General features: G+C 37.1%; 22 protein-coding genes and 1 tRNA gene. 12 read left to right on the forward strand and 11 right to left on the reverse strand.

The features are described from left to right. Positions 1–354: 354 nt before the first annotated feature. Positions 355–630 (reverse strand): hypothetical protein, encoded by a 276-nt coding sequence (locus tag B0B05_RS11555; RefSeq protein WP_076783798.1) that lies wholly within the window; start codon positions 628–630, stop codon positions 355–357. Between the two features lie 31 nt (positions 631–661). Here B0B05_RS11555 and B0B05_RS16755 point away from each other — a divergent pair, with 31 nt between their 5' ends. Next, complete coding sequence (locus B0B05_RS16755) at positions 662–823, forward strand: hypothetical protein (protein WP_173786374.1); 162 nt, start codon at positions 662–664, stop codon at positions 821–823. Positions 824–841: 18 nt separating this feature from the next. Then, complete coding sequence (locus B0B05_RS11560; RefSeq protein WP_076783827.1) at positions 842–2,413, forward strand: recombinase family protein; 1,572 nt, start codon at positions 842–844, stop codon at positions 2,411–2,413. On the opposite strand, the gene B0B05_RS11565 is transcribed toward B0B05_RS11560, so the two are convergent. Together B0B05_RS11565 and B0B05_RS11570 are read right to left on the reverse strand one after the other, a co-directional pair. Further along, positions 2,367–2,446, reverse strand: a tRNA-Leu gene (locus tag B0B05_RS11565). The two genes, B0B05_RS11560 and B0B05_RS11565, sit on opposite strands and share 47 nt — an antisense overlap. Positions 2,447–2,520: 74 nt before the next feature. After that, positions 2,521–3,288 carry an MBL fold metallo-hydrolase gene (locus B0B05_RS11570; protein ID WP_076783799.1) on the reverse strand — a complete coding sequence of 256 codons (768 nt, stop codon included), beginning with the start codon at positions 3,286–3,288 and terminating at the stop codon, positions 2,521–2,523. A 54-nt stretch (positions 3,289–3,342) separates the two neighbouring features. Here B0B05_RS11570 and B0B05_RS11575 point away from each other — a divergent pair, with 54 nt between their 5' ends. The 3 genes from B0B05_RS11575 to B0B05_RS11585 are packed head-to-tail and all read left to right on the forward strand — an operon-like array spanning position 3,343 to position 5,912. Next, a complete protein-coding gene (locus B0B05_RS11575) occupies positions 3,343–4,767 on the forward strand; it encodes a nicotinate-nucleotide adenylyltransferase (RefSeq protein ID WP_076783828.1) in 1,425 nt (474 codons plus the stop codon). Positions 4,768–4,772: 5 nt separating this feature from the next. Next, positions 4,773–5,219 (forward strand): GAF domain-containing protein, encoded by a 447-nt coding sequence (locus B0B05_RS11580; RefSeq protein ID WP_076783800.1) that lies wholly within the window; start codon positions 4,773–4,775, stop codon positions 5,217–5,219. A gap of 24 nt (positions 5,220–5,243) precedes the next feature. Continuing rightward, positions 5,244–5,912 carry a hypothetical protein gene (locus B0B05_RS11585; protein ID WP_076783801.1) on the forward strand — a complete coding sequence of 223 codons (669 nt, stop codon included), beginning with the start codon at positions 5,244–5,246 and terminating at the stop codon, positions 5,910–5,912. Here the strand turns inward: B0B05_RS11585 and B0B05_RS11590 are convergent. The 6 genes from B0B05_RS11590 to B0B05_RS11615 form a co-directional block, all read right to left on the reverse strand. After that, a complete protein-coding gene (locus tag B0B05_RS11590) occupies positions 5,885–6,607 on the reverse strand; it encodes an ABC transporter substrate-binding protein (RefSeq protein ID WP_076783829.1) in 723 nt (240 codons plus the stop codon). The two genes, B0B05_RS11585 and B0B05_RS11590, sit on opposite strands and share 28 nt — an antisense overlap. Positions 6,608–6,723: 116 nt before the next feature. Further along, a complete protein-coding gene (locus B0B05_RS11595; RefSeq protein WP_076783802.1) occupies positions 6,724–7,296 on the reverse strand; it encodes a DUF5606 family protein in 573 nt (190 codons plus the stop codon). 86 nt (positions 7,297–7,382) lie between these two features. Continuing rightward, positions 7,383–7,955, reverse strand: coding sequence for a peptide deformylase (def, locus tag B0B05_RS11600; protein ID WP_076783803.1), 573 nt, complete (start codon positions 7,953–7,955; stop codon positions 7,383–7,385). Beyond that, positions 7,952–8,365, reverse strand: coding sequence for a Holliday junction resolvase RuvX (gene ruvX / locus B0B05_RS11605; RefSeq protein ID WP_076783804.1), 414 nt, complete (start codon positions 8,363–8,365; stop codon positions 7,952–7,954). Before ruvX ends, def begins: the two co-directional genes overlap by 4 nt. A 96-nt stretch (positions 8,366–8,461) precedes the next feature. After that, the gene (locus B0B05_RS11610) at positions 8,462–9,058 is read right to left on the reverse strand and encodes a hypothetical protein (RefSeq protein WP_076783805.1); all 597 of its coding nucleotides are present in this window, start codon (positions 9,056–9,058) and stop codon (positions 8,462–8,464) included. A 62-nt stretch (positions 9,059–9,120) separates the two neighbouring features. Beyond that, positions 9,121–9,624, reverse strand: a complete 504-nt coding sequence (locus tag B0B05_RS11615) for an RNA polymerase sigma factor (protein ID WP_076783806.1) — start codon at positions 9,622–9,624, stop codon at positions 9,121–9,123. Positions 9,625–9,939: 315 nt separating this feature from the next. Between B0B05_RS11615 and B0B05_RS11620 the strand changes: the two genes are divergently transcribed. From B0B05_RS11620 to kbl, 5 genes are all read left to right on the forward strand, one after another. After that, a complete protein-coding gene (locus B0B05_RS11620) occupies positions 9,940–10,638 on the forward strand; it encodes an ABC transporter ATP-binding protein (RefSeq protein ID WP_076783807.1) in 699 nt (232 codons plus the stop codon). Between the two features lie 152 nt (positions 10,639–10,790). Continuing rightward, entirely contained in the window at positions 10,791–13,238 is a 2,448-nt protein-coding gene (gene priA / locus B0B05_RS11625) for a replication restart helicase PriA (RefSeq protein ID WP_076783808.1), read from the forward strand. A 151-nt stretch (positions 13,239–13,389) separates the two neighbouring features. Beyond that, positions 13,390–14,844, forward strand: coding sequence for a D-alanyl-D-alanine carboxypeptidase/D-alanyl-D-alanine endopeptidase (dacB, locus tag B0B05_RS11630; RefSeq protein WP_076783809.1), 1,455 nt, complete (start codon positions 13,390–13,392; stop codon positions 14,842–14,844). A 168-nt stretch (positions 14,845–15,012) separates the two neighbouring features. Further along, positions 15,013–16,947 carry a M1 family metallopeptidase gene (locus B0B05_RS11635; RefSeq protein ID WP_076783810.1) on the forward strand — a complete coding sequence of 645 codons (1,935 nt, stop codon included), beginning with the start codon at positions 15,013–15,015 and terminating at the stop codon, positions 16,945–16,947. 127 nt (positions 16,948–17,074) lie between these two features. Next, on the forward strand, positions 17,075–18,271 hold the full coding sequence (gene kbl, locus B0B05_RS11640) for a glycine C-acetyltransferase (protein WP_076783811.1): 1,197 nt from the start codon (positions 17,075–17,077) through the stop codon (positions 18,269–18,271). A gap of 242 nt (positions 18,272–18,513) precedes the next feature. On the opposite strand, the gene rplS is transcribed toward kbl, so the two are convergent. Together rplS and secG are read right to left on the reverse strand one after the other, a co-directional pair. Further along, positions 18,514–18,870, reverse strand: a complete 357-nt coding sequence (rplS, locus tag B0B05_RS11645; RefSeq protein WP_076783812.1) for a 50S ribosomal protein L19 — start codon at positions 18,868–18,870, stop codon at positions 18,514–18,516. A gap of 224 nt (positions 18,871–19,094) precedes the next feature. After that, positions 19,095–19,430 (reverse strand): preprotein translocase subunit SecG, encoded by a 336-nt coding sequence (gene secG, locus B0B05_RS11650; RefSeq protein ID WP_076783813.1) that lies wholly within the window; start codon positions 19,428–19,430, stop codon positions 19,095–19,097. 164 nt (positions 19,431–19,594) lie between these two features. Here secG and B0B05_RS11655 point away from each other — a divergent pair, with 164 nt between their 5' ends. Both B0B05_RS11655 and B0B05_RS11660 read left to right on the forward strand, forming a co-directional pair. Continuing rightward, on the forward strand, positions 19,595–21,589 hold the full coding sequence (locus B0B05_RS11655; protein WP_076783830.1) for a S9 family peptidase: 1,995 nt from the start codon (positions 19,595–19,597) through the stop codon (positions 21,587–21,589). 203 nt (positions 21,590–21,792) lie between these two features. Continuing rightward, a complete protein-coding gene (locus tag B0B05_RS11660; protein WP_143746008.1) occupies positions 21,793–25,467 on the forward strand; it encodes a metallophosphoesterase in 3,675 nt (1,224 codons plus the stop codon). Positions 25,468–25,474: the final 7 nt, after the last annotated feature.

Genomic DNA, 25,474 nt, shown 5'->3' on the forward strand with positions numbered 1-25,474 from the left:
TAGAAAAATGAATAGACTTAAAATTGAATTAATTTAATAATGCACTACGAGTAAATATAATATATTTTTACTACTAAATTCACATAATTGCGTAATGTAGTCGTGTATATTTCCTTTTTTTGATTGATTAAAATAAAATATAAATGTTGGCATTTTTTTACGGTTTTCCGTAAGTAAAATTTCAAAAAAATAATTATGCAGTGTCACATTTATAGATACTGATTTCGTCAAAATAATCGCAATTCAATATGTTTTAAATAATCAATATTTTCTGGCGATATCTGAATTTACTTTTTTTCCTATTTACATCATTTTTAAGTCCAAAATTTTGAGACTTTAGTGATTATTTGTAATTTAGTTGGATCTAAGAATGATGAATTTCTTCGCAACAATTCTTGTTGCCACTTTAAAAATAATTTTAACAAAATCATAAGTGCTGTTGTAAGATAGCTTTAGAAGTAAGAATCTCTGCAGATGAATTTGCGGAAGATAATTGCTCTCGGAAACTGCAACCTTTGAGTAAATGCTTAAAAAATGCTTGGTAAAACTGTGATTTTCAGATTTACGATTAATTTGCATCACCAAGCCAACTGTTGCAGCTAAATGCCTTAATAAATTGTAATTGGTCATGCCGAATATTTTTATTTAAAAGATATCGGTTATGGAAAGGAAACTTGAAATTAAAAATATTAGCATTGATGAGGTTATCAAAATATTTAAAGAAGAGGAAGGAGTTGAATTAACAATTCAAGAAGCGGAACAAATTGTAGAATTTCTAAAAATGCTCTTAACAATTACTGTAAAGCGTTTTTTAGATGAATAATATTATAAGATTTTAGAGATGAAAAAAGCCGATTTATATATTCGTGTGTCAACCGATGAACAGGCAGATAAAGGGTATTCCCAAAGAGACCAGGAAGAAAGATTGAGACGATACTGTGAAAATAATAGTATCGTAGTTGGACAGATCATTTATGAAGATTATTCAGCCAAAACCTTTAACAGGCCTGAATGGATCAAGCTTCTGGATACGTTAAAGAAAAAGAGCTCCAAAACCAATTTATTGCTATTCACAAAATGGGACCGTTTTAGCAGAAATGCCGGTGATGCCTATCAAATGATCAATATCCTTAAAAAGTTTAATGTGGAACCGCAAGCCATTGAGCAGCCATTGGATCTTTCAATTCCCGAGAATAAGATGATGCTGGCAATCTATCTTGCTGCACCAGAAGTTGAAAACGACAGACGTGCCTTAAATACCTACTATGGAATGCGTCGTGCCAGAAAAGAAGGAAGATTGATGGGAAGGGCGCCCTATGGATATGTCAATAAGATCACGGAGAACGGGAAAAAGTATGTCACTCAGAAAGAACCGGAAGCTTCCAATATGAAATGGGCATTCAATGAAATGGCGAAAGGCGTTTATTCTGCCAGCCAGATTATGGATATGATGAATAGGAGGGAAGGGAAAAAAGTAAAAGTCAGTGCTTTTCTTGCCAGCTTAAGGAATACTGCATATTGCGGAAAAATATATGTAGAACAATACAATGACGAAGATGCTCATTTTGTTCCAAGTATTCATGAACCTTTGATCAGTGAGGAGTTATTCGAAAAAGTCCAAAATATAATGGATGGCAATGCAAATCTTGCAAGACCTAATGTAAAAGTATTGTCTGATGATAATCTTCCCCTGAGAGGATTTTTAGTCTGTCCAGAATGTGGTCATCTAATAACCGGTAGTGCATCTACAGGACACTCTAAGAAATATTATTACTACCATTGTCAGTCGCCATGCGGATATCGTTATAAAGCAGAAATTATTAACAATAAATTCTTGGAGTTACTACAAGCATTAGAGATGAAGGAGTCAATTAAAAAATATTTGCGAAAGGTCTTGAAACAAAATTTTGAGAAGTTTATTGATAATCCTCAACATCAAAGGAAAAAGATCTTACTTGAAATTGATGGGCTGAATAAAAGGTTAAAGTTCGCAAGAAACAAACTGTTGGAAGATATCATTGATGATGAGGAATACTTGGAAATTAAGACTGATTGCAAGGACAAAATTGAAAAGTTGGAAAGCAATCTGACCAAAGTAAAGGATAAAAACAAAATAGATTTTCCGAAACTACTTGACCATGCATTATCGAACGTTGTAGATCTTGCTAAAGCCTTTAGTAGTGGGGATATTACATTAAAACGTCAAATAATTAGTTCGATATTTCCAGAAAAATTGGAATTTTTTGAAAATCATTATCGAACTATTCGAGCCAACGTTTTACTGTCTTATATCTATCAGATTAATAATGAGTTAGGAGCTAAAAAAAACCGGAAAGAAAGTGAATTATCACCTCTTTCCGGTCTTGTACCCAGGACCGGGATCGAACCGGTACTCCTAAGAACTGGTGTTTGAGACCAGCGCGTCTACCAATTCCGCCACCTGGGCATGCTTTAATTGGGTGTGCAAATATAGTCCAAAAATTAATTATTCAAAAGTTTTTTTTAGTTTTTTTTCTAAATTTAAAATTCTATTTCCAGTCCATCATAGGCAAGGTGTACATTTTCAGGAAGTTCCTGCTCAACTTCATTATGGAAGCCTAGATGATGGCTGATGTGTATAAGGAAAGTTTTTTTAGGCTTTAATTCTTTTACGAGTTCTAGGACCTGCGGAAGAATAAAATGCGAATGGTGGGGTTCAGTTTTCCTGAGGCAATTGATAATAAAAAAATCAAGGTTTTTCAGTTTTTGTTTCTCGGTATCATCAATATGGCTGGCATCAGTAATATATGCAAGGTTTTTCATTTTGAATCCAAGAATATGAATTTCAGAGTGGATGATATCTATAGGCTGGATCTCCAGGTCGTCAAAAAGCGTAAACCTGCCATTAACTTCTACAAGATCAAAACTTGGCGCGCCGGGATATTTGTGCTCTGCAAAAGCATATGGGAAGCGGTTTCTGACTTCTTTGGCTACCCGCGCATTGCAATAGACTGGCATCGATGCATTATTTTTAAAAATAAGAGGCCGCAGGTCATCCATACCAATAATATGGTCGTTATGCTCGTGGGTAATCAGCACGGCGTCTATCTGCTCCTCATGATTATTCAGCATTTGCTGGCGAAAATCAGGGCCGCAGTCAATCAGGATTTTTTTCCCTTTGTCGGATGTTATCAGTGCAGATGTGCGTAAACGTTTATCTTTTTGATCTTTGGAAAGACATACCGGGTGGTGGCTACCAATGACGGGGATGCCCTGAGATGTCCCGGTTCCTAAAAATTTTAAAAGCATTTTTCTATTTGGGCTGTTTTTGGTAAATTTACAAAATAAATCTAATTCTTCGTGATCAAGCCAAAACTTACCCCTAAGCAGAAAGCATTAACCATTAATTTAGATTCATCCATCTACGGAACTTTTGCCGAGATAGGAGCGGGTCAAGAAACTGTAAGGCATTTTTTTCGGGCTGGTGGTGCTTCTCAAACCATTGCAAAAGCCATGTCTGCTTATGATAAAGATTTTTCTGATGCCATCTACGGCAAAGAGGTCAAAAATAGGTATGTAACACAAAACCGCCTCCGAAAAATGTTGCGCTATGAGGTAGCACTGATAGAGGAGCGTATCCCCAGAGAGAAAAATCCGGGTAAAAAATTCTTTTCTTATGCCAATACGGTAACCACCATCAATTTTGATAAAACGTCAAAAGGCCACGGCTGGGTAGGGATCAGGTATCAGAATCATGAAGATGAAGAGTTTAACGAAATTGTCATTCATGTCAAATTCAAAGAGACCAATGCTACCTTGCAACAGGAAACCCTCGGTAGTTTGGGCGTTAATCTGATCTATGGTGCATTTTTTTATATTGATAATCCAAGGGTGCTGATAGAGTCTTTGTATGACGATATTTCGGTTGACCGCCTTGAGATTGATATGATTGACTTCAGCGGGCCGGCTTTCCAATATGTGGATAACCGCCTGATGAGTTTGCAGCTGGTAAAATTAGGAATGACCGATGCTGTGATTTTCAATTCTCAGGGAAACAATATGCTGCCTGCAGATATTCTTTATAAGAAAAATATTTTTGCGGTGCGGGGCAGTTTCCGTCCGGTTACCCGCGTTAATATCGATATGTTCGAGCAAGGACTCGAGATGTTTAATAAGGATAATGCCTGCGATCATGAGAATACACAGATTTTGTTTGAAATTACCATTTCTAACCTGAGAGCTGCCGGAGATATAGACGAAAGAGATTTTCTTGACAGAGTCGATATTTTGGGGACTTTGGGTTATACAGTAATGATCTCCAATTTCTCAGAATATTACAGGATGGTAGATTATTTCTCTACATTTACCAATCAGCATATTGGTGTTGCAATGGGCGTTAATAATCTTTTGGATGTTTTTGATGAAGAATATTATAAAAACCTTCCTGGTGGCATTTTGGAAGCATTTGGTAAGTTTTTCAAAAAAGATATGCGCGTATATCTATATCCTTATAAAGATCCTAAAACTGGCGATTTACTGACTTCGGAAAATCTAAAAGTTCACGATAATCTGAAAGAATTATACAAGTATTTCAAACTCAATAAGAGAATTGTAGACATTCATAATTACAATCCGAAATTCTTGGAAATCTATTCCAGAGAGATTCTTAAAAAAATCGTTACGCACGAATTGGGTTGGGAAGAAGAATTGCCGAAAAGTGTGGCAGAAATGATAAAAGAACGCGGAATGTTCGGTTACAAAGAATTAACTTTTGAAGGATTAAATTAATACCAATGGTAGAACTTAAAAAAAGACTTTCAATCATCTTGGAAAGTCCACAAGATACAAACGTAAAACTTCTGAAAATCTGTCAGCTTTTGGATAAAGAAATTGATTATTACAACTGGACAGGTTTCTATTTCAAAAACGGCGACAAAGACGAGTTAGCTCTTGGACCTTATGTGGGCGCAGTTACAGACCACGTGATTATTCCTTTTGGAAAAGGCATTTGCGGGCAGGTGGCCGTTTCTGGAGAGACTTTCGTGGTTCCAGATGTTCATTCTCAGGATAATTATTTGTCTTGCTCCATTGATACAAAAGCAGAAATTGTAGTTCCAATCTTCAAAAACGGAGAAAATATTGGACAAATCGATATCGATTCTCATACCATTGACCCATTCACAAAAGAAGATGAAGAAATGCTGAAATGGCTTTGTGACGAGGTTGCAAAGATTTTGTAATATTAATTTTGATTATCAACAATTTTGAGAAAAGTATCAAAATTTGAGAATGTTGAATATTGCGAATCTAACAAAGCACTATATCTTGTCTTATCTTGCATTTTGATTTTTGGGATACTTTTTTTGATTTTAATTAAAGTCCTCAATCCTATTTTTGTTTTCTCAATTTCATTTTTATCTGCATTTATTTTTTATAAATCGTTGAAGCATAGATTTGTTTCTATTTCAGATTTTCGAATTGATGATGAAAAGATTGATTTCGGAAATAGGATTGTAAAGTTTGAAGATATTTTACATTACAGAACTGAATTTATAAATGGTGCAGTTCTAAATATTAAACTTAAATCAGGAAAAAGAATCAACTTATCTTCAAATAATTATATCTGTAAAACTTCAATATTTGAAAATTTTTGTAAGTCGTTAGAAAGAAGAATTGATTCTTTAGAGGGTTTAAATATTGAAAGAAAAAAATCTGCTTATGAATCTAAAGTGTATTTCTATTTTACTGTTGTTTTTACAATAATTGCAATCAGTGCTATTTTATTTTCAATATTCTCTGCGAAAAAAATGAAATTTCAAACATTAGGGTTGATTTTACTAGGCTTATCAACAATGTGGACAGGGATTTTGAATAGGAAAAGCATTAATTCAAAAAAGAATACTCATCATAAATCTTCTGATAATACCCGATAATATTCCCCACACTTCGCCAAATGTGTCCCGTACCAGGAAAAAGCTTCGCCGTCAACAATCTTAATTTTTTGATTCTTACAAACTTCTTGGATTTCCTCAATATGTTTTTCTTTGAAAGGAAATGGCTCTGACGAAAGGAAAATCAAATCTGCTTCTTTCAAATCTTCCAACTGGATTTCCGGATATCGTTTCTCATTTTTAAATAGATTTTCAAATCCCAGTTCTTCCAAAATTCTTGATATAAAAGTATCGCCACCAACTGTCATATAAGGGTTTTTCCAGATTAGATAGGCTACTTTCAATCTCTTTTCAGCTTTCGGGAAATCAAATGCTTCATAGGTTTTAAGATTAAAAAGTTGGGCTCTGTCTTCTTTCCCCAATAGGTTTCCGAGTTGTTTGATGAGGTAATAGTTATCTTCCAGCGTTTCTATATTGGTTAGCAGAACTTTATAATCTATCATCAGTTCTTCTACCTGTTCTTTTATGTTTTCCTCTTTGTTGGCGATGATGAGGTCGGGTTTCAGAGATTTTATTTTTTCGATATTGAGGTTTTTTGTTCCGCCGATAATTTCAACATTATCAACCAACTCTTTTGGATGGATGCAGAATTTTGTTCGGCCGACAATTTCATCAGTCGTCAAACCAAGGTCGAACAAGGTTTCTGTAATGGATGGTACTAATGAAATAACTCTCATAAATAAAAAAACTCTCTCAAAAATAAACATTTCTGAGAGAGTTTCTGTTATGTAAAGTTAATAATGAGGAATGAATTGTTGACTGTTCAAATCATCAGACATTCATTAGCATCTAATTAATCTTCTTTTTTTGCTGTTTTCTTAGCCGCAGTTTTTTTAGCCGGTTTTTCTTCCTTAGCATCGTCAGCCTTTTTAGTTGCGGTTTTTTTTGCAGCTGGTTTTTTTTCTGCTTTGTCAGTTTTTTCTTCAACCACTTTAGCTTCTTCCACGGTTGCTTCAGCCGGTGCTTCTGGTTTTACAAAACTATCAGGTGTAATATAACCTGCTTTTTGCAACAGGTTGTACCATTGCGCCAGTTTTTTGATGTCAGATTCATAAACTCTTTCTACATCATAATTAGGAAGAGATTCTGCCATAAAAGCTCTCAACTCTTCACTGCTGGATTTGTGGCTGATGGTAGGTTTATAATCATGTTTTTTTGCAATATTCTCAAAAACTTCGAACAAAGGTACTTCTTTGTCAAAAGTGAACATTGCGATATTATCAAGAAGGCTTACCTGACTGGAGTTGGAGATACTTGCCTTTTTCTTAGTGGTGATGTCTTCTACAATAAATCCGTTTTTAAGCTGAGAAACCAATTTGAAAAGTCCTGGTTTTCCGGATATTGAAATGATTTTTTCTAACTGCATTTTATAATATTTTCTTTAATAGATTTTCTAATTATTGGAGGTCAAAAATATAATTTTTGCTTCAGATTTTTACAGTTTACAACAGATTATTTTGGAAATCTCATTTTGTAGTTAACGTGCACATCGCCGTTAGCAATTTTCTGAAGTTTACCTTTTACGATTTTTTTCTTAAGATTACTCAGGTGATCGGTGAAAAGAATGCCCTCGATATGGTCGTATTCGTGTTGGATGACTCTTGCTCTGATATCAGAGAAATCATCAACGTGTTTTACAAAATTCTCGTCGTAATATTCTATTTTGATGTTAGCTTTTCGTTTTACATCTTCGCGAACATCGGGGATGCTGAGGCAGCCTTCATTGAATTTCCATTCCTCGCCGGATTCTTCAAGGATTTTTGCATTGATGAACACTTTTTTAAAAACCTTCAGGTCATCAGCAATATCTTCATAATCTTCATCCTCGGCAAGCGGCGTCACATCAATCACAAAAAGGCGGATATCCAGGCCAATTTGTGGTGCAGCAAGGCCAATACCGTTGGCGCCGTGCATGGTCTCAAACATGTTATCTATTAACGTCTGTAGCTCAGGGTAATCTTTATCGATCTCGTGGGTGTGTTTTCTCAACACAGAATCTCCGAATGCTCTAATTGGTAAAATCATCTCTTCTGTTCTAAAAAATTTTGCAGCAAAATAGTTGCGCTTACTTTATCGATCAATCCTTTTTCCTGCCGTTGCTTTTTGTTTTTTCCACTTTGGCTGATGAAAAACGAAGCCATCTTAGAAGTGAAACGCTCATCCAGGCGGTTAATCTTTTTGTCAGGGAAATCCTTCTCGAAAACTGAAATAAATTTCTGGATTTCTTCCTCAATTCCGGACATATTGCCCTTCAGGTCGGTCGGAAGCCCAATGACGATCTCATCCACTTTATTTTGAAAAAAATACTGTGTGAGAAAATCAACAAGTTTAGGCGTCTCAATGGTAGTCAGGCCGCTTGCAATAATTTGCATATCGTCTGTTACAGCTATTCCTGTTCTTGCTTTTCCGTAGTCGATGGCCAGGATTTGTCCCATAAATGTGCAAATTTACAAAAATTTTCAGGTTATCGAAATTAAAAAGCCCTGCAAACATATCAAGGTTAGCAAGGCTTTTCGTTGTTAAAACAGATTTTAATCTTTTCTCATTTCTTCCACGAGCTTCCTGATCCTCTTGATATACTTCCCATAAAAATACTGGAACCACCAGTTACCTATGAAATAAAGAAAAAATAATCCAAAAAGCACCGATCCCAAAAATAGCAAAGTCAGATATCCATTAGTGTATTGATGTGTGTGTGGGATAGACTCAATAAGGATAATCATCTCACAAACCAGAAAAGGAACAAAGCTCAAATAGAAAGAAAGATAATACTGTTTGTTGAGCTCAAACTGATGGAAGAGATCTTTCAGAGAATCGTAAGTTCCCAAAGTCGGATTGCCGATTTCTTTATAAAGTTTAAAGAATTTGCTGAAAAAGAAAACCGTTATCAAAGTCATAGATGCCACCAGAACCTCGATGTAAAGCTTAAACCGGAAGGGTATCTCAAAAAACCAGATAAAAATCAAAACAAGCGGCAGCAGAATGAGGGTTGACCAAAATTCGTGGCGCATATTCTTTCTGATTTTTTCCAGAGGCAGATGTATTTCTTTTTGTCTTTCGGTAGAGATTTCCGGTGTTTCGGAAACATCTTCCTTATTCCAAAGTGTTTTAAGGTTATCTAAGTCCATATCTTTGATAGTTGATAGTTGATTTGTCAGGCTGTGGCTCTCGAAGCCAAACCTGACTCTTTTTACTTGTATTTTTTGTCTTTAATTAAATCCTTTAATTTTTCTTTTGCGCGGTTCAGTTTTACACGGGCATTACCTTCTGACATTCCCATTTGTTTCGCCATTTCTCGCCCCGAAAAATCTTCCAGATAATAGAAAATCAAAGCTTTGTCAATCGGATTGAGTTTTTGGATACATTCGTACATCAGTTTCAGGTTTTGCTCGTCATCGTGGTTGTATTCGTCCTCCTTTATTTTGTAGAGCGAGACATCATCATTCTGGATAAAATTTCGTCTTTTTTCAGATTTTAGAAAGATAATGGCCGTGTTCAGCGCAATTCTGTAGAGCCAGGTTGAGAATTCCGACTTTCCTTCAAAACTTGCAAATGACTTCCAAACCTGGTAAACAATCTCCTGGAAAAGGTCATTTTGGTCATCACGATTGTCCATATACATCTTAGAAATCTTGAAAATGATTACTTTATGTTTATCGATTTTATCCAAAAATTCTTTCTCGGGCGAATCCATTCTTTTATATAATGCTGTCTGGTTAGTAATGATAGCAAAAAATTGTTACAAAATAATTAAAGATAAAAGAAAAAGGCAAAAGAATCAGGCTTGTTTTTAATAATAGATCCCTACAACTATTTCAATCATTCAGTTTTCCTTAGCTGAGTTCGACGTTTATACTAAGCTTGCCGAAGTACCTTTGTGAGCCTTAAAATATTTTCAATCAATTCAAAAAAATCTTTGCGCTCTTTGCGTTAAAAGAAACACAGTAATTTTTCATATTTTTGTAAAGATCAATTATCATTCATCACTCATCATTTATAAACACAGTAGATGTCTTTAAAAATCACAGGACTTACCAAAAAATTCGGAGAGCAGGTGGCGCTCAACGATATTAATATAAACATTGCTAAAAACGAAATCATCGGACTTCTCGGGCCAAATGGTGCCGGAAAATCTACGCTGATGAAATCTATCACAGGCGTCCTTAAGATTGACGAAGGCGAAATTCTCTTTAATGAGAAAAATATCTCGGAAAACGAAATCGAATCCAAAAAGAAAATAGGTTTTCTGCCGGAGAACAATCCGCTTTACAATGAGATGTACGTAAAAGAGTATCTGCAATTTGTTGCGAATCTGCATAACATCAAAAAAGAAAGAATCGATCAGGTGATTGATTTGGTTGGGATTACACCGGAAAAATCGAAGAAAATCGGTCAGCTTTCCAAAGGTTACAAGCAGAGAGTTGGATTGGCACAAGCCATTCTTCACGAGCCGGATCTTTTGATCCTGGATGAACCAACCAATGGCCTTGACCCTAATCAAATTGTTGAAATCCGGAATGTCATCAGAGAAACAGGGAAAGCAAAAACCGTGATCTTGTCTACGCATATTATGCAGGAAGTAGAAGCGCTTTGCTCGCGCGTGATTCTGATTCATCAGGGCAATATCATTCAGGATTCGCCGATTTCTGAATTCAAAGGAAAATTTGCAAGTCTGGAAGAAGCGTTCCAAAGTTATACGGTATCATAAATGATAAATTATAAGTGATCAATGATCTTTTAAGTCAACGTTGCAGAGTCGGAGTTCATACTGAGCTTGTCGAAGTTCCTTTGCGAACCTTAAAAATATTCTCAATAATTATAAAAAGATCTTTGCGCACTTTGCGTTAAAAAATAAACAACTTGCAATTCGCCCAAATCATTCTCCCGCTTAACCTCAAAGGAACTTTTACCTACAAAGTTCCAGCAGATTTTTTGGACAAGATCGAAGTCGGGATGCGGGTTTTGATCCCGTTTGGCGGAAAAAAAATCTACACAGGCATTGTTGCAGAATTATTGGATAATTTTGAAAACACTTTTGTCCCGAAAGAGATCATTAATTTATTGGACAATCAACCAATTGTCCCAAAACAACAGTTAGATTTTTGGAATTGGCTGAGCTCTTACTATCTCTGCAATCTCGGCGAAATATACCGTTTGGCGTTTCCTTCTTCACTGAAATTGGAAAGCGAAACTTACGTCCGATTATTGTCCGAAAGAACCATCGACTGGCAAAATCTGGATGCCAACGAAACGTATCTTCTTCAGGCTTTGGAAGTCCGGCAAATGCTTAATTTGCAGGAGATTGAAGCCTTCATCCCGAAAAAAGAAATTATCAAAACCATCAATGCGCTAATTGATGAACGATACATTTCAGTCGATGAAAAAATCACGGAAAAATATAAAGCGAAAGAAATTGCTTATTTGAAAATCAATGATGAAGCATTGGTTTCGGAGAATCTGGCGATGATTCTTTTGAAGCTTGATAAAGCTAAAAAGCAGAAAGATCTTTTTCTTAATATCCTGTCAAAACAGATTGATAATCCGGGAAATCCTATCCGGAAATCTTTGGTTTTTGATGAAGGTAATTTTGTCAACCAACAGCTGAAATCTTTGATAGAAAAAGGTTGGGTTACCGAGTATTATCTGCAAAAGGACAGAATCGATTCTTATGAAGGCGAAATCGAAGGGATTGAAGAATTGACAGACAATCAGAAACTGGCAATTTCGGAGATCAATCAGGCTTTTGAAGAAGACAAGAATGTGTTGCTTCACGGCGTAACTTCATCCGGAAAAACACACATTTACCTCGATAAAATTGAAGATTGTGTCAATTCTGGGAAAAATGTGTTGCTGCTTTTGCCCGAGATTGCTTTGACCAAGCAAATCACCATTCGTCTCGAAAAAAAATACGGCAAAAAACTCGGTTTTTATCATAATAAATTAACGGATTTTGAAAGGGTAGAAGTATGGAAAAAAATCAGGAATAATGAACTCGAAATCCTGATTGGTACACGGAATTCTCTGTTTTTGCCTTATCAGAATCTCGGATTGATTATTGTGGACGAAGAGCACGATTCGGCTTACAGGCAAAGAGATCAGCATTTCTTTTTCAATGCGAAAGATTCCGCGATGATGTTGGCAGAATTTTATCAGTCCAGATTAATTCTCGGTTCGGCAACGCCTTCTTTGGAAAGTTACGATCTGGCGATGAAAGACAAACTGCGATATGTCTCCATTAACGAGAGATTCGGGAAAGTAGATTTGCCAAAGTTTGAATTGATTGATATCAAAGAAGCGCAAAATCAGAAAAAGATTGTCGGAAATTTTAGTCAGAAGATGCTGGATCAGATCCATCTGCAGCTGGATCATAAAAAACAAAGCATTATTCTTCATAACCGCCGTGGTTACGCCAATGTCATCGAATGTGAAACCTGTGGCCACGTGACCTATTGCAGCAATTGTGATGTGGTGATGACGTACCATAAAGCTTCTAATGAGCTAAAATGCCATTACTGCGGTCATCGCGCGGCAAAACCGACGGTTTGCCCAAGCTGTCACAGCGAAAACCTGAATACAAAAGGTGTTGGCGTAGAACAGATTGAGGAGGAAGTTAAAAATATATTTCCCGATGCCGAAGTTGACAGGATGGATGTGGATGCGATGCGGAAGAAATTTGCGTACGAAAAACTCTATGAAAAGCTGGAGAACGGTGAGACCGATATTCTGGTTGGTACACAGATGATCTCCAAAGGTTTGGATTTTGATAATATAGAATTAGTCGCGATCCCGAAAGCAGATTCTCTCATTCATATTCAGGATTTTCGGGCAGAAGAGCGGGCTTATCAATTAATTACCCAAGTCGCAGGCCGTGCAGGTCGTGTTTCCGGCGATGGTAAAATCCTGATCCAAACTTATAATCCGTCGCATTCTGTTTTTGAACTGATTAAGAATCAAAATGTTAAAGAGATTTATCAATATTTTTTGGACGAAAGAAAGAAATTTCTCTATCCGCCATTTGTGAAATTGATAATGATTGAACTGAAACACAGGAAAGAAGACAAACTGGGCAGAGCGTCTCAGTTTCTTGGTTCAATCCTAAGAAAATATATACCGGAAGAATGCATCCTTGGGCCGGAAAAGTCGCCGATAGCAAGGCTTAACAACCTTTACCAATATCAGATTCTTCTCAAATTCCCTAAAAATAAAAATTACAGAATCTACAAAGAACTGCTGCTCAAATCCTTCGATGAATTTGAAGAGATCACAGCTTATAAATCTATTAAAATCGATAAGTTTGTTGATTTTTAACAGTATTTAACAAAATTTCTGGTTTTTTATTACAGTTACCCCCGTTTTTGATGGCAATATTCTCTAATTTTACTACGTTTTGAGAATGATGTTTTAATGACTCAAAATTTCTTATTCTAAATAATTCAATAAAAAATGTAATTCTTTGAGAATGAATAAATTCAGAAATTATTTTTCAATCATCTCCATTGGTTTTTCTTCATTTGTTTTTTCGCAAGGCAGCGTCGCAGTTTCCACTTATCCACAAGTTTCTGACAATCAGAATCTTGTAAAAGATGTAACGGCGGAAAAGGCGCTGTTGTCTCCGAAAGATCAAATTGAATTCAATATCAATAAGATGTTTACAGACCCGGTTCTCAGAAATGCCAACTGGGGATTTGTAGTGTATGATCCAAAAACGGAAAAGATTGTAACAGCTTACAACGAAACTGCGCCTCTCATTCCGGCTTCTACAACCAAGTTGTTGACAACGGAAACAGCTTTTTCACTTTTAGGAACGCAGTACAGATGGAACACACAGTTAGAGTATTCCGGTAGTATTGACGCTGACGGTGTTTTGACAGGAAATCTCTATATTGTAGGTAGCGGTGACCCGTCTTTGGGCGGAAACAGAGGCGGTGCTGCAAGTTACGGACAGATTGTAAGCCAATATCTGGATGCAGTTAAGGAAAAAGGGATTAAAAAAGTTACTGGTGATATTATTATCCAAACGGCTGTTTTTAAAGAAAATAAATCAGAGCTTCCGCAAAATATCGTTTGGCTGGAGCAGAAAAATTATTATCTGCCGGCTGGTACTACAAAAGATATCGATCCCAGAAATGAGAAACTAATTATTAATCAGTCCAGCAATCCTTTTAATCAGCAAAAAAAATATTTCTACATTTCGCCTTACGCTAATAAATTGGTGTATGCTGATAAGTATGAAGGTGGCTGGGTAACGACCAAAGTAGCGGAACCACCAGCATTTTTGGCAAACAAACTGAGAGAAAGCCTGGTAAGAAACAAAATAACTGTGATTGGGAAAGTGACGCCCAAAATTGTCGACAGAGATCCGGAGCCGAGGGAGATCCTTGCCACTTATAAGTCCTCAACGCTGGAAGAGATTGTGGATTATACCAACCAACACAGTGACAATGCTTATGCGGAAGCCTTACTTAAGTCTAATGGCTTTCAGAAACTGGGAGATCAAACCACAGAATCCGGTAGAGCAGCGGTAACAGAACATCTGAAAGCAGTAGGTTTTGATCTTAACGGACTTAATTATATGGATGGAAGCGGCCTTTCAAAAGCGCATACCGTAACACCCATTTCTCAGGTAAAATTTCTTGCTTCGCTTATGAAAAGGCCTTATTATAAAGAGTATTTGGCATCTCTGCCGATTGCCGGACAAACAGGAACGCTTAGAAAGATGTTCCTTGTGAATTCCAACGGGCAGATTTTTGCAAAAACAGGAACACTGAATGGTGTAAAATGCCTGGCCGGTTATATCAAAACGCGAAGTAACAAAACACTGGTTTTTTCTCTGTTGATTAACAGGTTCTCAGGCTCTGTAGATCAGGTGAAAAACAGGATGGAACAGCTGCTGGATCCTACGCTAGATCTGTAATTGCAATTGTTTTCATAAATTAATAAACTCACATTTTTTTTGTGAGTTTTTTTGTAGCTTTGAGGCAAAATGTCATAATTGGAGATAATACTATTAATGATAATTGATTAATGGTATCAATGAGTTAGTTATGGCATTGGATAATTTTTAAAATTAAAAGAAATTAAAATGAAACAATTTTATGGATTGCTGATGATTATTTTATCGATTAATTCTGTTTTTGGGCAGCATAATAATATCGACAGAAAAGGTCTGATAGAATCTGAGAAAAAGGCAGCATCCAGATCTGCCTTAGATGTCAATGTGAATCCCAATACACTTAATTATGATTTGCGATATGTGAGATTAGAACTGGATATGGATCCCACAAAACAGTATGTATCAGGAACTGTAACGTCTCATTTCAGACTATTGGCAGATACTGATAATCTTTATTTTGATTTAGCTAACAATCTCACTGTTTCAAGCGTAAAATATCACGGTCAGTCGCTTGCTTTCCAGCAATTAAGTACGGATGAGCTTAAGGTTACATTTCCTTCTTCTTTAGCAGCACAAACTACGGATTCTCTTTCTGTAACTTACAGTGGTGTGCCGGATGCTTATGCTGACGCGTTCTCAGCAAGCAAAACACCCGCAGGAGATCCAATTTTAGCAACACTGTCTGAGCCTTTCGGAGCTAAAGAATGGTGGCCAACCAAACAAAGCCTGAACGATAAGATTGAAAAGATGGACATCAAAATTACAACACCGGCACAGTACACTGTAGCTTCCAATGGTAAACTGATCTCCGAAACAATCCTGTCAAACGGCAAAAAACAGACTTATTGGCAGACCAATTATCCTATAGCTGCATATCTTTTTGCTTTGGGGATTTCCAATTATACAAAAGTTAATTCTATAATTACGACTTCACAAAGCAGCTTTCCTTTTGTAAATTATCTTTATCCGGCGACAGCTGCCAGTACCAATACACAAAATAATCTTACCTGGACCACCAATTGTATGGATAATTTTGAACAGCATTTTGGACCTTATCCTTTTAGAAACGAGAAGTATGGCCATATGCAGTTTAATTGGGGCGGTGGTATGGAGCATCAGACCATGAGTTCTATGATCAGTTTTGGGCAAAACCTGATCTGCCATGAGTTGGCTCATCAATGGTTTGGTGACAACCTCACCTGCGCCACATGGAATGACATTTGGCTCAATGAAGGCTTTGCCACATTTGGCGAGCACTTAACGTACGAGAAACTTCTCATGTCGGCCAGCGGTTTCCAGAGTTATTTGTCGAGCGAGATCAGTTATATAACCAGTTCTTCCGGAGGAAGTGTTTACATACCAGATAACGAATTAACGTCCAATAGGATTTTCAGCAGCAGATTGTCATACTCAAAAGGTGGTTTTGTTCTTAGGATGATCAAATGGATCTTGGGCGAAGATCAGTTTTATGCCATGTTAAAGGCTTACCAGAGTAATCCTGCTTTTGTTAATAATTATGTGACAACTAACGATTTTAGGGATTTTATAAAATCTTTTACAGGCAAAGATTTCACAGAGTTTTTTAATGACTGGATATATGGTGAGGGTTATCCCATCTATCAGATACGTTGGGGACAGAATTCGGAAACCAAACAGTTGACTTTCCGCGTCGGGCAGACAAGAAGCAGCACTTCTGTCAGTTTTTTCGAAATGCCCTTGCCAGTTAAAGTAACGGGTTCTGGTGGGCAAACCGCTTATTTGGTTTTAGACCATTCATCCAACAATCAGATTTTTTCAAAAGATGTTGGTTTTGATGTTACCGCCGTGACTTTTAATTATGAAAATCAAATAGTTACAAAAGGTTCTACGGTTACAAAGGATAATTCGCTTGCAGTAGATGATGTTCATCAAAAAAATAAACACGTTTATCCCAATCCTGCAAAAACATTTATTAAGATTTCCGGTTTAGAAAAATCGACTGATTATCAGATCTATTCTGTTGATGGTAAATTAGTTAAAAAAGGAACAGCTAATGCCGATTCAGAGATTAATATTTCCACATTGGTTAAAGGTAATTATATTTTGAAATTCAATAATCAATCGGTAAAAGTGATCAAAGAATAATTAATTAAAACTCTGAAGGGTTACTTAAATTAATATTTTTCAAAGTCTGTAAAAAGTTAAAACATCACAAAAAAGCGCTTAATTAAAGCGCTTTTTTTATTTTTGTTAAAACCGAAAATTAATCAAAATGATATCACAAAAATTCCTGAATAACATTCAGAATGAACTTGAAAATATAGAAAATGAAGGCCTTTACAAAAGGGAAAGAATCATTACCTCACAACAGAGTGCGGAGATAGAAGTTGGCGGGAAAAAACTGCTGAACTTTTGCGCCAACAATTATTTGGGATTATCCAACAATCCGGAAGTGATGAAAGCCTCACAAGATGCTATCGAATCTCACGGTTATGGAATGTCGTCGGTTCGTTTCATTTGTGGAACTCAGGATATTCATAAAGATTTGGAAGCTAAGATTTCTAATTTCTTAGGAATGGAAGATACAATCCTTTATGCTGCTTGTTTTGATGCCAATGGTGGGGTTTTCGAACCGTTGTTTTCAGAAGAAGATGCTATTATTTCTGATGAACTGAATCATGCATCAATTATTGACGGTGTTCGTCTTTGTAAATCAGCCAGATACCGTTATAAAAATAACAATATGCAGGATCTGGAAGCGCAGTTGATTGCAGCTTCCGAAAAAAACCACAGATTCAAAATTATTGTTACCGACGGTGTTTTCTCTATGGATGGCATTGTGGCTGACCTGAAAGGTGTTTGTGATTTAGCGGACAAATATGACGCTTTGGTAATGGTGGACGATTCCCACGCCACAGGATTTATTGGCAAGACGGGACGCGGAACACACGAAGCCAATGATGTTATAGGAAGGGTCGACATTATAACTTCGACTTTAGGAAAAGCTTTAGGTGGCGCTTTAGGCGGATTCACTTCCGGGAAAAAAGAGATTATCGATATGCTGAGACAACGTTCCCGTCCGTATTTATTTTCAAATTCATTAGCTCCGGGCATTGTGGGTGCTGCTTCCAAAGTGTTGGATATGATTTCTGATGATACCTCTTTGAGAGATAAAGTGATGGAAAATGCAGAATATTTCCGAAAAGAGATGAAAGCTAAAGGTTTTGATATTCCTGACGGCGATGCCGCTATTGTTCCTGTGATGCTGTACGATGCCAAATTATCTCAGGATATGGCAGAAAAACTATTGTCAGAAGGCATTTATGTGATTGGATTCTTTTATCCTGTTGTGCCAAAAGGTAAAGCGAGAATCAGGGTTCAGTTGTCTGCAGCCCATACAAGAGAACATCTGGACAAAGCCATTGCAGCTTTTGAAAGGGTAGGTAAAGAATTAGGGATTATTAAATAATACCGTTTCGATCATAATATGCTATAAAAATCTCCGAGTTCTTTGCTGAGTTTACGCCTTTGCGAACTTAAAAACATTGAATAATATTGATATTCTTGCGAGCTTTGCGTTAAAAAATAATTTATTGCATTTTAAGATTTGTTTGATATAACATTGGAAAGCTTATAGAATTGTAAGCTTTTCTTTTACAAAAAAACCAGCCAATTAATTGGCTGGTTTTATATGGTTGAGCAGGCTCAGGATTATTTCTTAGTATAAGACTTATCTTTGATTCTTGCTTTTTTACCTCTAAGATCACGGAAGTAGTAGATTCTGGCTCTTCTAACTTTACCTTGTCTGTTAACCTCAATTTTTTGAAGTGCAGGCATGTTGATTGGGAAAACTCTCTCTACACCTACATCACCACTCATTTTTCTGATGGTAAATGTTTTTGTAAGGCCAGTTCCTCTCAATTGGATCACAGTTCCTTTGAAAAACTGAGTTCTTGTTTTGTTACCTTCTTTAATTTCTGTGTACACAGTGATGGTGTCACCGGCTTTGAATTCTGGGAATTCTTTTTTTGTAATGTACTTATCCTGTACATATTTTACTAAATCCATTTTTTGTAATAAAAAATTTGTTTTGTCAAGCTAAGCAACATTCACGTCCTTCGTCAGAGGTTGATTAACAGGTTGCAAAAATAAAAATAATTTTCGTAATTGCAATACAATCTGATCATTAAATTTCAATTTTTCTGCATTTTGGTATTAATTATTCTCTTAAAAACAAAAATCCGCTTTGTTAAAATAATACAAAGCGGATTTTTTATTTTTTTTTGATAAACTTATTTTGCAGGTTCCTGCGTAGCAGGTGCACTGTTTACCGGAGCTTTAGCAGGCGCTTCTGTTTTAGCAGGCGCTGCATTGGCAGGCATCACCTGAGAAGGTTTACCGGTAAGGATGATGCTTAAAAGAATCAAAACTACAATAGTAGTTCCCAAAGTCCATGTGGCTTTCTCCATAAAATCATTGGTTCTCTGTACACCAAAAGTTGCAGAAGAAGTACCGCCAAAAGTTCCGGAAAGGCCGCCTCCTTTTGGGTTCTGTGCCATAATGATGATAACTAATAAAATGCTAGCAATGATAATTAAGATCATAAACAGCGTAAATATTGTGCTCATAGTATCGTCTTAGTAATAAATTTTGAAGCGCAAATATATGGATTATAATTAATTAATGGAAACATATTTTTACAATTTTCGAGCAGCTGATTTTCTGCGTTACATCAATATTCTTTAACTTCGCCATGTTTTATAAAAGAAACAACGTAATAATCTTTTCTAACATGAATTTTAAACAACTTCTTGTTGCAACTGCAGCACCGCTTATGATGAATGCACAACAGGTCATGACGCCGGAGATCATGTGGACACTCAACCGTTTGGGCGTTCAGGCCGTTTCTCCGGACCACACTTCTCTGATCTACAAAGTCAGCAAAACAGATCTTAAAACAGAAAAATCTAATTCCGAAGCTTTCTGGCTGGATCTTTCCGGGAAAGCAACCAAAATCGATTTGGGTAAAAAGAGCCTGATCCAGTGGGATAAAAACGGGATTTACGCTCTCGAAAATAATCAGATTTTCTTATCCAAAGATTCAGGGAAAACCTGGGCAGAATTCTATACGATTGGTGAAGTTGATAACATTGTAATTTCTCCGGATGGTGAAAAGGTAGCTTTCAGCAAAGCTGTGCATATTGAAAATCTTCTTGGAAAAGATAAGTACAAAGACTTACCAAAAACAACGGCTCAAATTTATACAGACCTCAACCACCGTCATTGGGACGCTTGGAACGAAGGTTCTTACAATCACGTTTTTGTGATTAATGTTTCAGAATCTGTGGATAAAGCGAAAGACTTGTTACAAGGAAAGACGTTTGATTCACCACAGAAACCATTTGGAGGCGCAGAAGATTTTGTCTGGAGCCCGGATTCTTCGGAATTGCTTTATGTAACGAAGGCCAAATCTGGTGCAGATTATGCCCAAAGTACCAATACAGATATTTTTGCTTACAACCTGGCTTCCGGAAAGACAGTGAATCTGACAGAAGGGATGATGGGCTACGATGTGAATCCAAAATTTAGTAATGACGGTAAATTTCTGCTTTGGAGCAGTATGGAAAGAGAAGGTTACGAAGCGGATAAGAATGATATCGTGATTATGGATTGGAAGTCCAAAGCCAAAACCAATCTTACAAAAGCCTGGGACGAGAGTGTTTCCGGTGATGTAAATTGGGCTTCGGATTCTAAATTGATTTATTTCACATCGGCTTTCAGGGGAACAAAACAATTGTTCTCGGTTGATGTCAAAAATAAAACTGTTAAGCAATTGACAAAAGGAGATTTTGACATCAACGATATTGTTTTAGAAAACAAAGGAAAACTCTGGGTCACAAAAACGGATATCAATCATAATGCAGATTTGTTCGAAGTTGATTTGAAAAATGCGGCATTAAAACAGATTACTGATATTAATAAAGACAATTACGCCAACTTAATCCCGGGAAAATCCGAACTCAAAATGGTGAAAACGACCGATGGGAAAGAGATGGGCGTTTGGTTTCATTATCCACCCAATTTTGACCCAACAAAAAAATATCCAACTTTAGTTTATTGCCAAGGTGGGCCACAATCTGCACTCACACAATTTTTCTCCACAAGATGGAATTTCGCTTTGATGGCAGCCAACGGTTACATTGTTGTAGCGCCCAATAGACGGGGAATGCCGGGTTGGGGCGTACAATGGAATGAGCAAATCAGTGGCGACTGGGGCGGACAACCGATTAAAGATTATTTGTCAGCTACGGATTTTGCCAAGACATTACCTTATGTAGAGGGGAATAGAGTAGCGGCTGTAGGTGCGAGTTATGGTGGCTATTCCGTATTTATGCTGGCCGGTGTTCACGAGAACAGATTCAAAACGTTTATTGCACACGATGGTTTGTTTGATATGAAATCCTGGTACGGAACAACCGAGGAGCTTTGGTTCGCCAATTGGGATTTGGGAGGAAATTACTGGCAAAAGCCAACGCCAAAATCTTATACCGATTTTAACCCGAGCAATTTTGTGGACCAATGGAACAAACCGATTATGGTAATCCAAGGCGGAATAGATTTCCGTGTGCCGTATGAGCAAGGTCAGGAAGCCTTCCAGGCAGCAAAGCTGAAAGGTTTAAAAACCAAATTCCTTTACTTCCCGAACGAAAACCATTGGGTGCTGCATCCGCAAAATGGTTTGGTTTGGCAGAGAGAATTTTTCGATTGGCTGAAGGAAACGCTGTAGCCGGTTAATTTTAAGATTATCAGTAAATATTAATTCCGCAGAAATCTATATCTAAGATTACTGCGGTTTTTTTTGTATTAATTTTCAGGAAATGAAATAGATTTATTTTATTAATGTGATATTTGTTCTTCTTTTTACATTTTTTGCCAGGTAAAAATACCTTTACGACCTTTGTGCAGATCATTGTATATCAAATCAGCCATATGAAAAATATTTCTCTGCATTTCTTCTTATCTATATTTTCATTAATTGCTTTTTCCTGTGCCGTTAATAAAGCTGATTACGGTAAGAATGCTAAAGATTTTGAAAATAAGTCTGCAATCAAAGACAGTGTTATTCATACATTTTATCTTTTGGGTGACGCTGGTAGTCTGGATAGGGATGCTGCTTTCCTTAATATGAATATTTTAAAAGATTCCTTGTCTAAGGCAAGTGATAACAGTACTTTACTTTTTCTCGGCGATAATATCTATCCTGCCGGATTGCCAAAAAAAGATGATAAAAACAGGGATTTGGCAGAGCAAAAACTGAATAATCAGATCTCGTTAACCAGCCAGTTCAAGGGAAAAACTATTTTTATCCCCGGTAACCATGATTGGTACAGTGGCGGTATCAAGGGACTGAAACGTGAGGAAGATTATATCACAGAAAAATTAGGAGACAAAAATACATTCGCACCCAGAAATGGCTGCCCCATAGAAACCAGAAAAATCAATAAAAAACTGACTTTGATCCTGATTGATACAGAATGGGTTTTGGCGGACTGGAGCAAAAATCCCGGTATCAATGAAAAATGCGAGATCAAAACAAGGGAAGATTTTTATACGGAATTTGAAGATCAGCTCAACAAAAATCAGAACAAAACCATTGTAGTGGCAACACATCATCCGCTGATTACCCACGGCTCTCACGGTGGCTATTATTCCTGGGAAAAGCAGTTGTACCCGCTGGAGCAGAAGATCCCGTTACCGGTTTTGGGAACTGGCATCAATCTGATAAGAGCAACCGGTGGCATCACACATCAGGATATCAGCAACCAGAGCTATAAGAAAATGGCAGACAGACTCAAAACCTTACTGGGTGGCAGAGATAATGTGATTGTAGTGTCTGGTCACGATCATAATTTGCAGTTTATAGATCATGATATCAAGCAAATCATCAGCGGAGCCGGATCTAAAACCGAAGCAGCCAAAGCAGTAGGTAATAATGATTTTTCCTTTGGAAAGAACGGTTTTGCAACCCTCAAGATTTCAAATTCCGGGAATGCGGAAGTGAGTTTTTACAGCCTAGCTCCTCAAAAATCGGAGTTGCTATTCCGGACAACTGTCCTTGGGAACGAAGAAAAAAAACAGAATTTAAAATTCCCAAAACATTTTCCGGAGTTTACAAAAGCATCTGTCTACGATTCTGTAATGACAAGGAAAAGTAAACTTTACAATTTCCTCTGGGGGAAACATTACCGTTACTATTATTCCAAAAAGATTGAAGCAAAAAATCTGGAACTTGATACCATTTTTGGTGGCGTAAAACCAAGTAGAGCCGGTGGCGGGCATCAGACCAGGTCTTTGCGCCTCGAGACCCGGGCAGGACAGGAATATGTCATGCGGGCACTCAAAAAAAGCGGCGTGAGATTTTTGCAGGCCGTCGCATTTAAAGATCAATATGTGATTGATGATTTTACCGGAAGTTTTGCAGATAGTTTTTTACTCGATTTTTACACAACATCTCACCCTTATACACCGCTGGCAATTGGCGGAATGGCCGATAAACTGGGAATCAGGCAAACCAACCCTCAACTTTTCTTTATCCCAAAACAGAATACTTTAAAATCCTATAATCAGAATTTTGGGGACGAGTTGTATTATCTTGAAGAAAAACCTGAAGAAACGGATGAAAACCCTAATAAGGTGCTGAGTACAGACGAGGTTATGACCAATCTTGCTAAGGATGAAAAAAATAAAATGGACGAAAAAGCCTGGGCAAAAGCGAGATTGTTTGATATGCTGATTGGCGATTGGGACAGGCATCAGGACCAGTGGAAATTTGAAGCCAAAAAAGAAAACGGAAACGTCATCTACAGCCCGATTGCCAAAGACAGGGATCAGGCTTTTGCAAAATATGACGGCGCAATCACGTCTTATCTGATGCGGATTCCGGACCTTAAACACATGCAGACATTTGATTATAAGATCAAAAATATAAAATGGTTTAACCGTGAGCCGTACCCATTGGATTTGGCGTTTACAAAAGGCCTGACAGAGCAAGATTGGATAGATCAAGCCCTGTTTATCCAGCAAAACCTGACTGAGAATGACATTAGAAATGCGTTCGCGAATTTGCCAAAAGAGGTGCAGGATCAGGCTTCCGAAGATCTCATTAGTAAATTATTAATCCGTAAAAACGATTTGCAAAAATATGCTCAAGATTATTATCAATTTCTAAGTAGGAAAGTATTATTGGCAGGAACCAATAAAAAAGATAAGTTTGTAATCACAAGGCTTCCCAATCACAATACCGAAGTCAAAATCTACCGGTTAAAAAAATCAGGGGAGGAACTGGAATTTTCCAAAGTATTTTCTAAAAAAATAACCAAAGAAATCTGGATTTATGGCATGTCCGATGATGATGTTTTTACAGTAGCCGGCACAAAAAATAACAATATCAAAATCCGGCTTTTTGGCGGGCTGGATAATGATGATTATCAGATCAAAAACGGTAGGCAAATCCATATTTACGATTACAAGAGCAAGAAGAATAATTTTGAAGATGGTGGTGGAAAAATCACTCTAACAGATGATTACGATATTAATCAGTATAATTATAAACGCCCAAAATACAGTGCATATTCTAATACGCTTACGACAGGTTTTAATCCCGATGACGAAGTTACCATTGGGTTTTCGCAGTCTTTTACCGTTAATAATTTTATTCAGAATCCATTCAGCAGCAAGCATATTCTTAAAACCAATTATTTTACAGGAACCAAAGGCTATGAAGTAGCTTACCAGGGGATTTTTCCACGTTTGACTGGCCATTGGTTTTATCAGTTAGACGCGAGAATGACCAGCTCACATTATATCAGGAATTTCTACGGAATTGGAAACGAAACCGTTAATTTGAATAAAGAGTATGGAAACCGATTTACCAATGTAAGAGCTCAGGAATTTAGTTTTTTCCCGTCCATTAACTGGAACAAAAATGCATCTTCATTCTCTGCAAAACTAGGATACGAAGTTTTGAAAATTAACAGGACCGACGGGCGTTTTGTCAGTTTGCCGGGCATTGTAAATCCGGATGTTTTCTCTGCAAAACAATTTGGCAATGCAGAACTCAGTTATATTTATGAAAATTACGATAACAAAGCCAACCCCAAGCTGGGGATGAAATTCGATATCAAAACCGGCTGGAAAATCAATCTCGAAAATATCAAAAGACAACTGCCGTATCTGGAAACTGGTCTTGGTTTTTTGCATTATCTTACCAATAACAAGAAGCTGGTCTGGTCTTCTTATGCCAAAGCAAAATGGCTCCTAAGCGATGATTATGAGTTTTATCAGATGGCAACTTTGGGCGGGAACCAGGATCTGCGTGGTTTCCGGTTCAATCGTTTTTATGGTAAAAATTCGTTTTATCAGACGACAGATTTACGTTATGATCTTGGGAAATTCCGCAACTCGTTTTTACCTGTTGGCTACGGGGTTTTCGGAGGTTTCGATTTGGGAAGAGTCTGGAATCTCGGTGAAACATCGCACAAATGGCATAATGCTTATGGTGGTGGATTCTGGCTAAGTGTGTTGGATGTTATTTCCTTCAATACCTCTTATTTTCGCTCTTCTGACGGCGGCCGGTTGGTTGTAGGATTGGGTGGGACTTTCTAAAATGATT

The sequence above is a fragment of the Epilithonimonas bovis DSM 19482 genome, assembly GCF_900108115.1.
GTDB classification, from domain to species: Bacteria; Bacteroidota; Bacteroidia; order Flavobacteriales; family Weeksellaceae; genus Epilithonimonas; species Epilithonimonas bovis.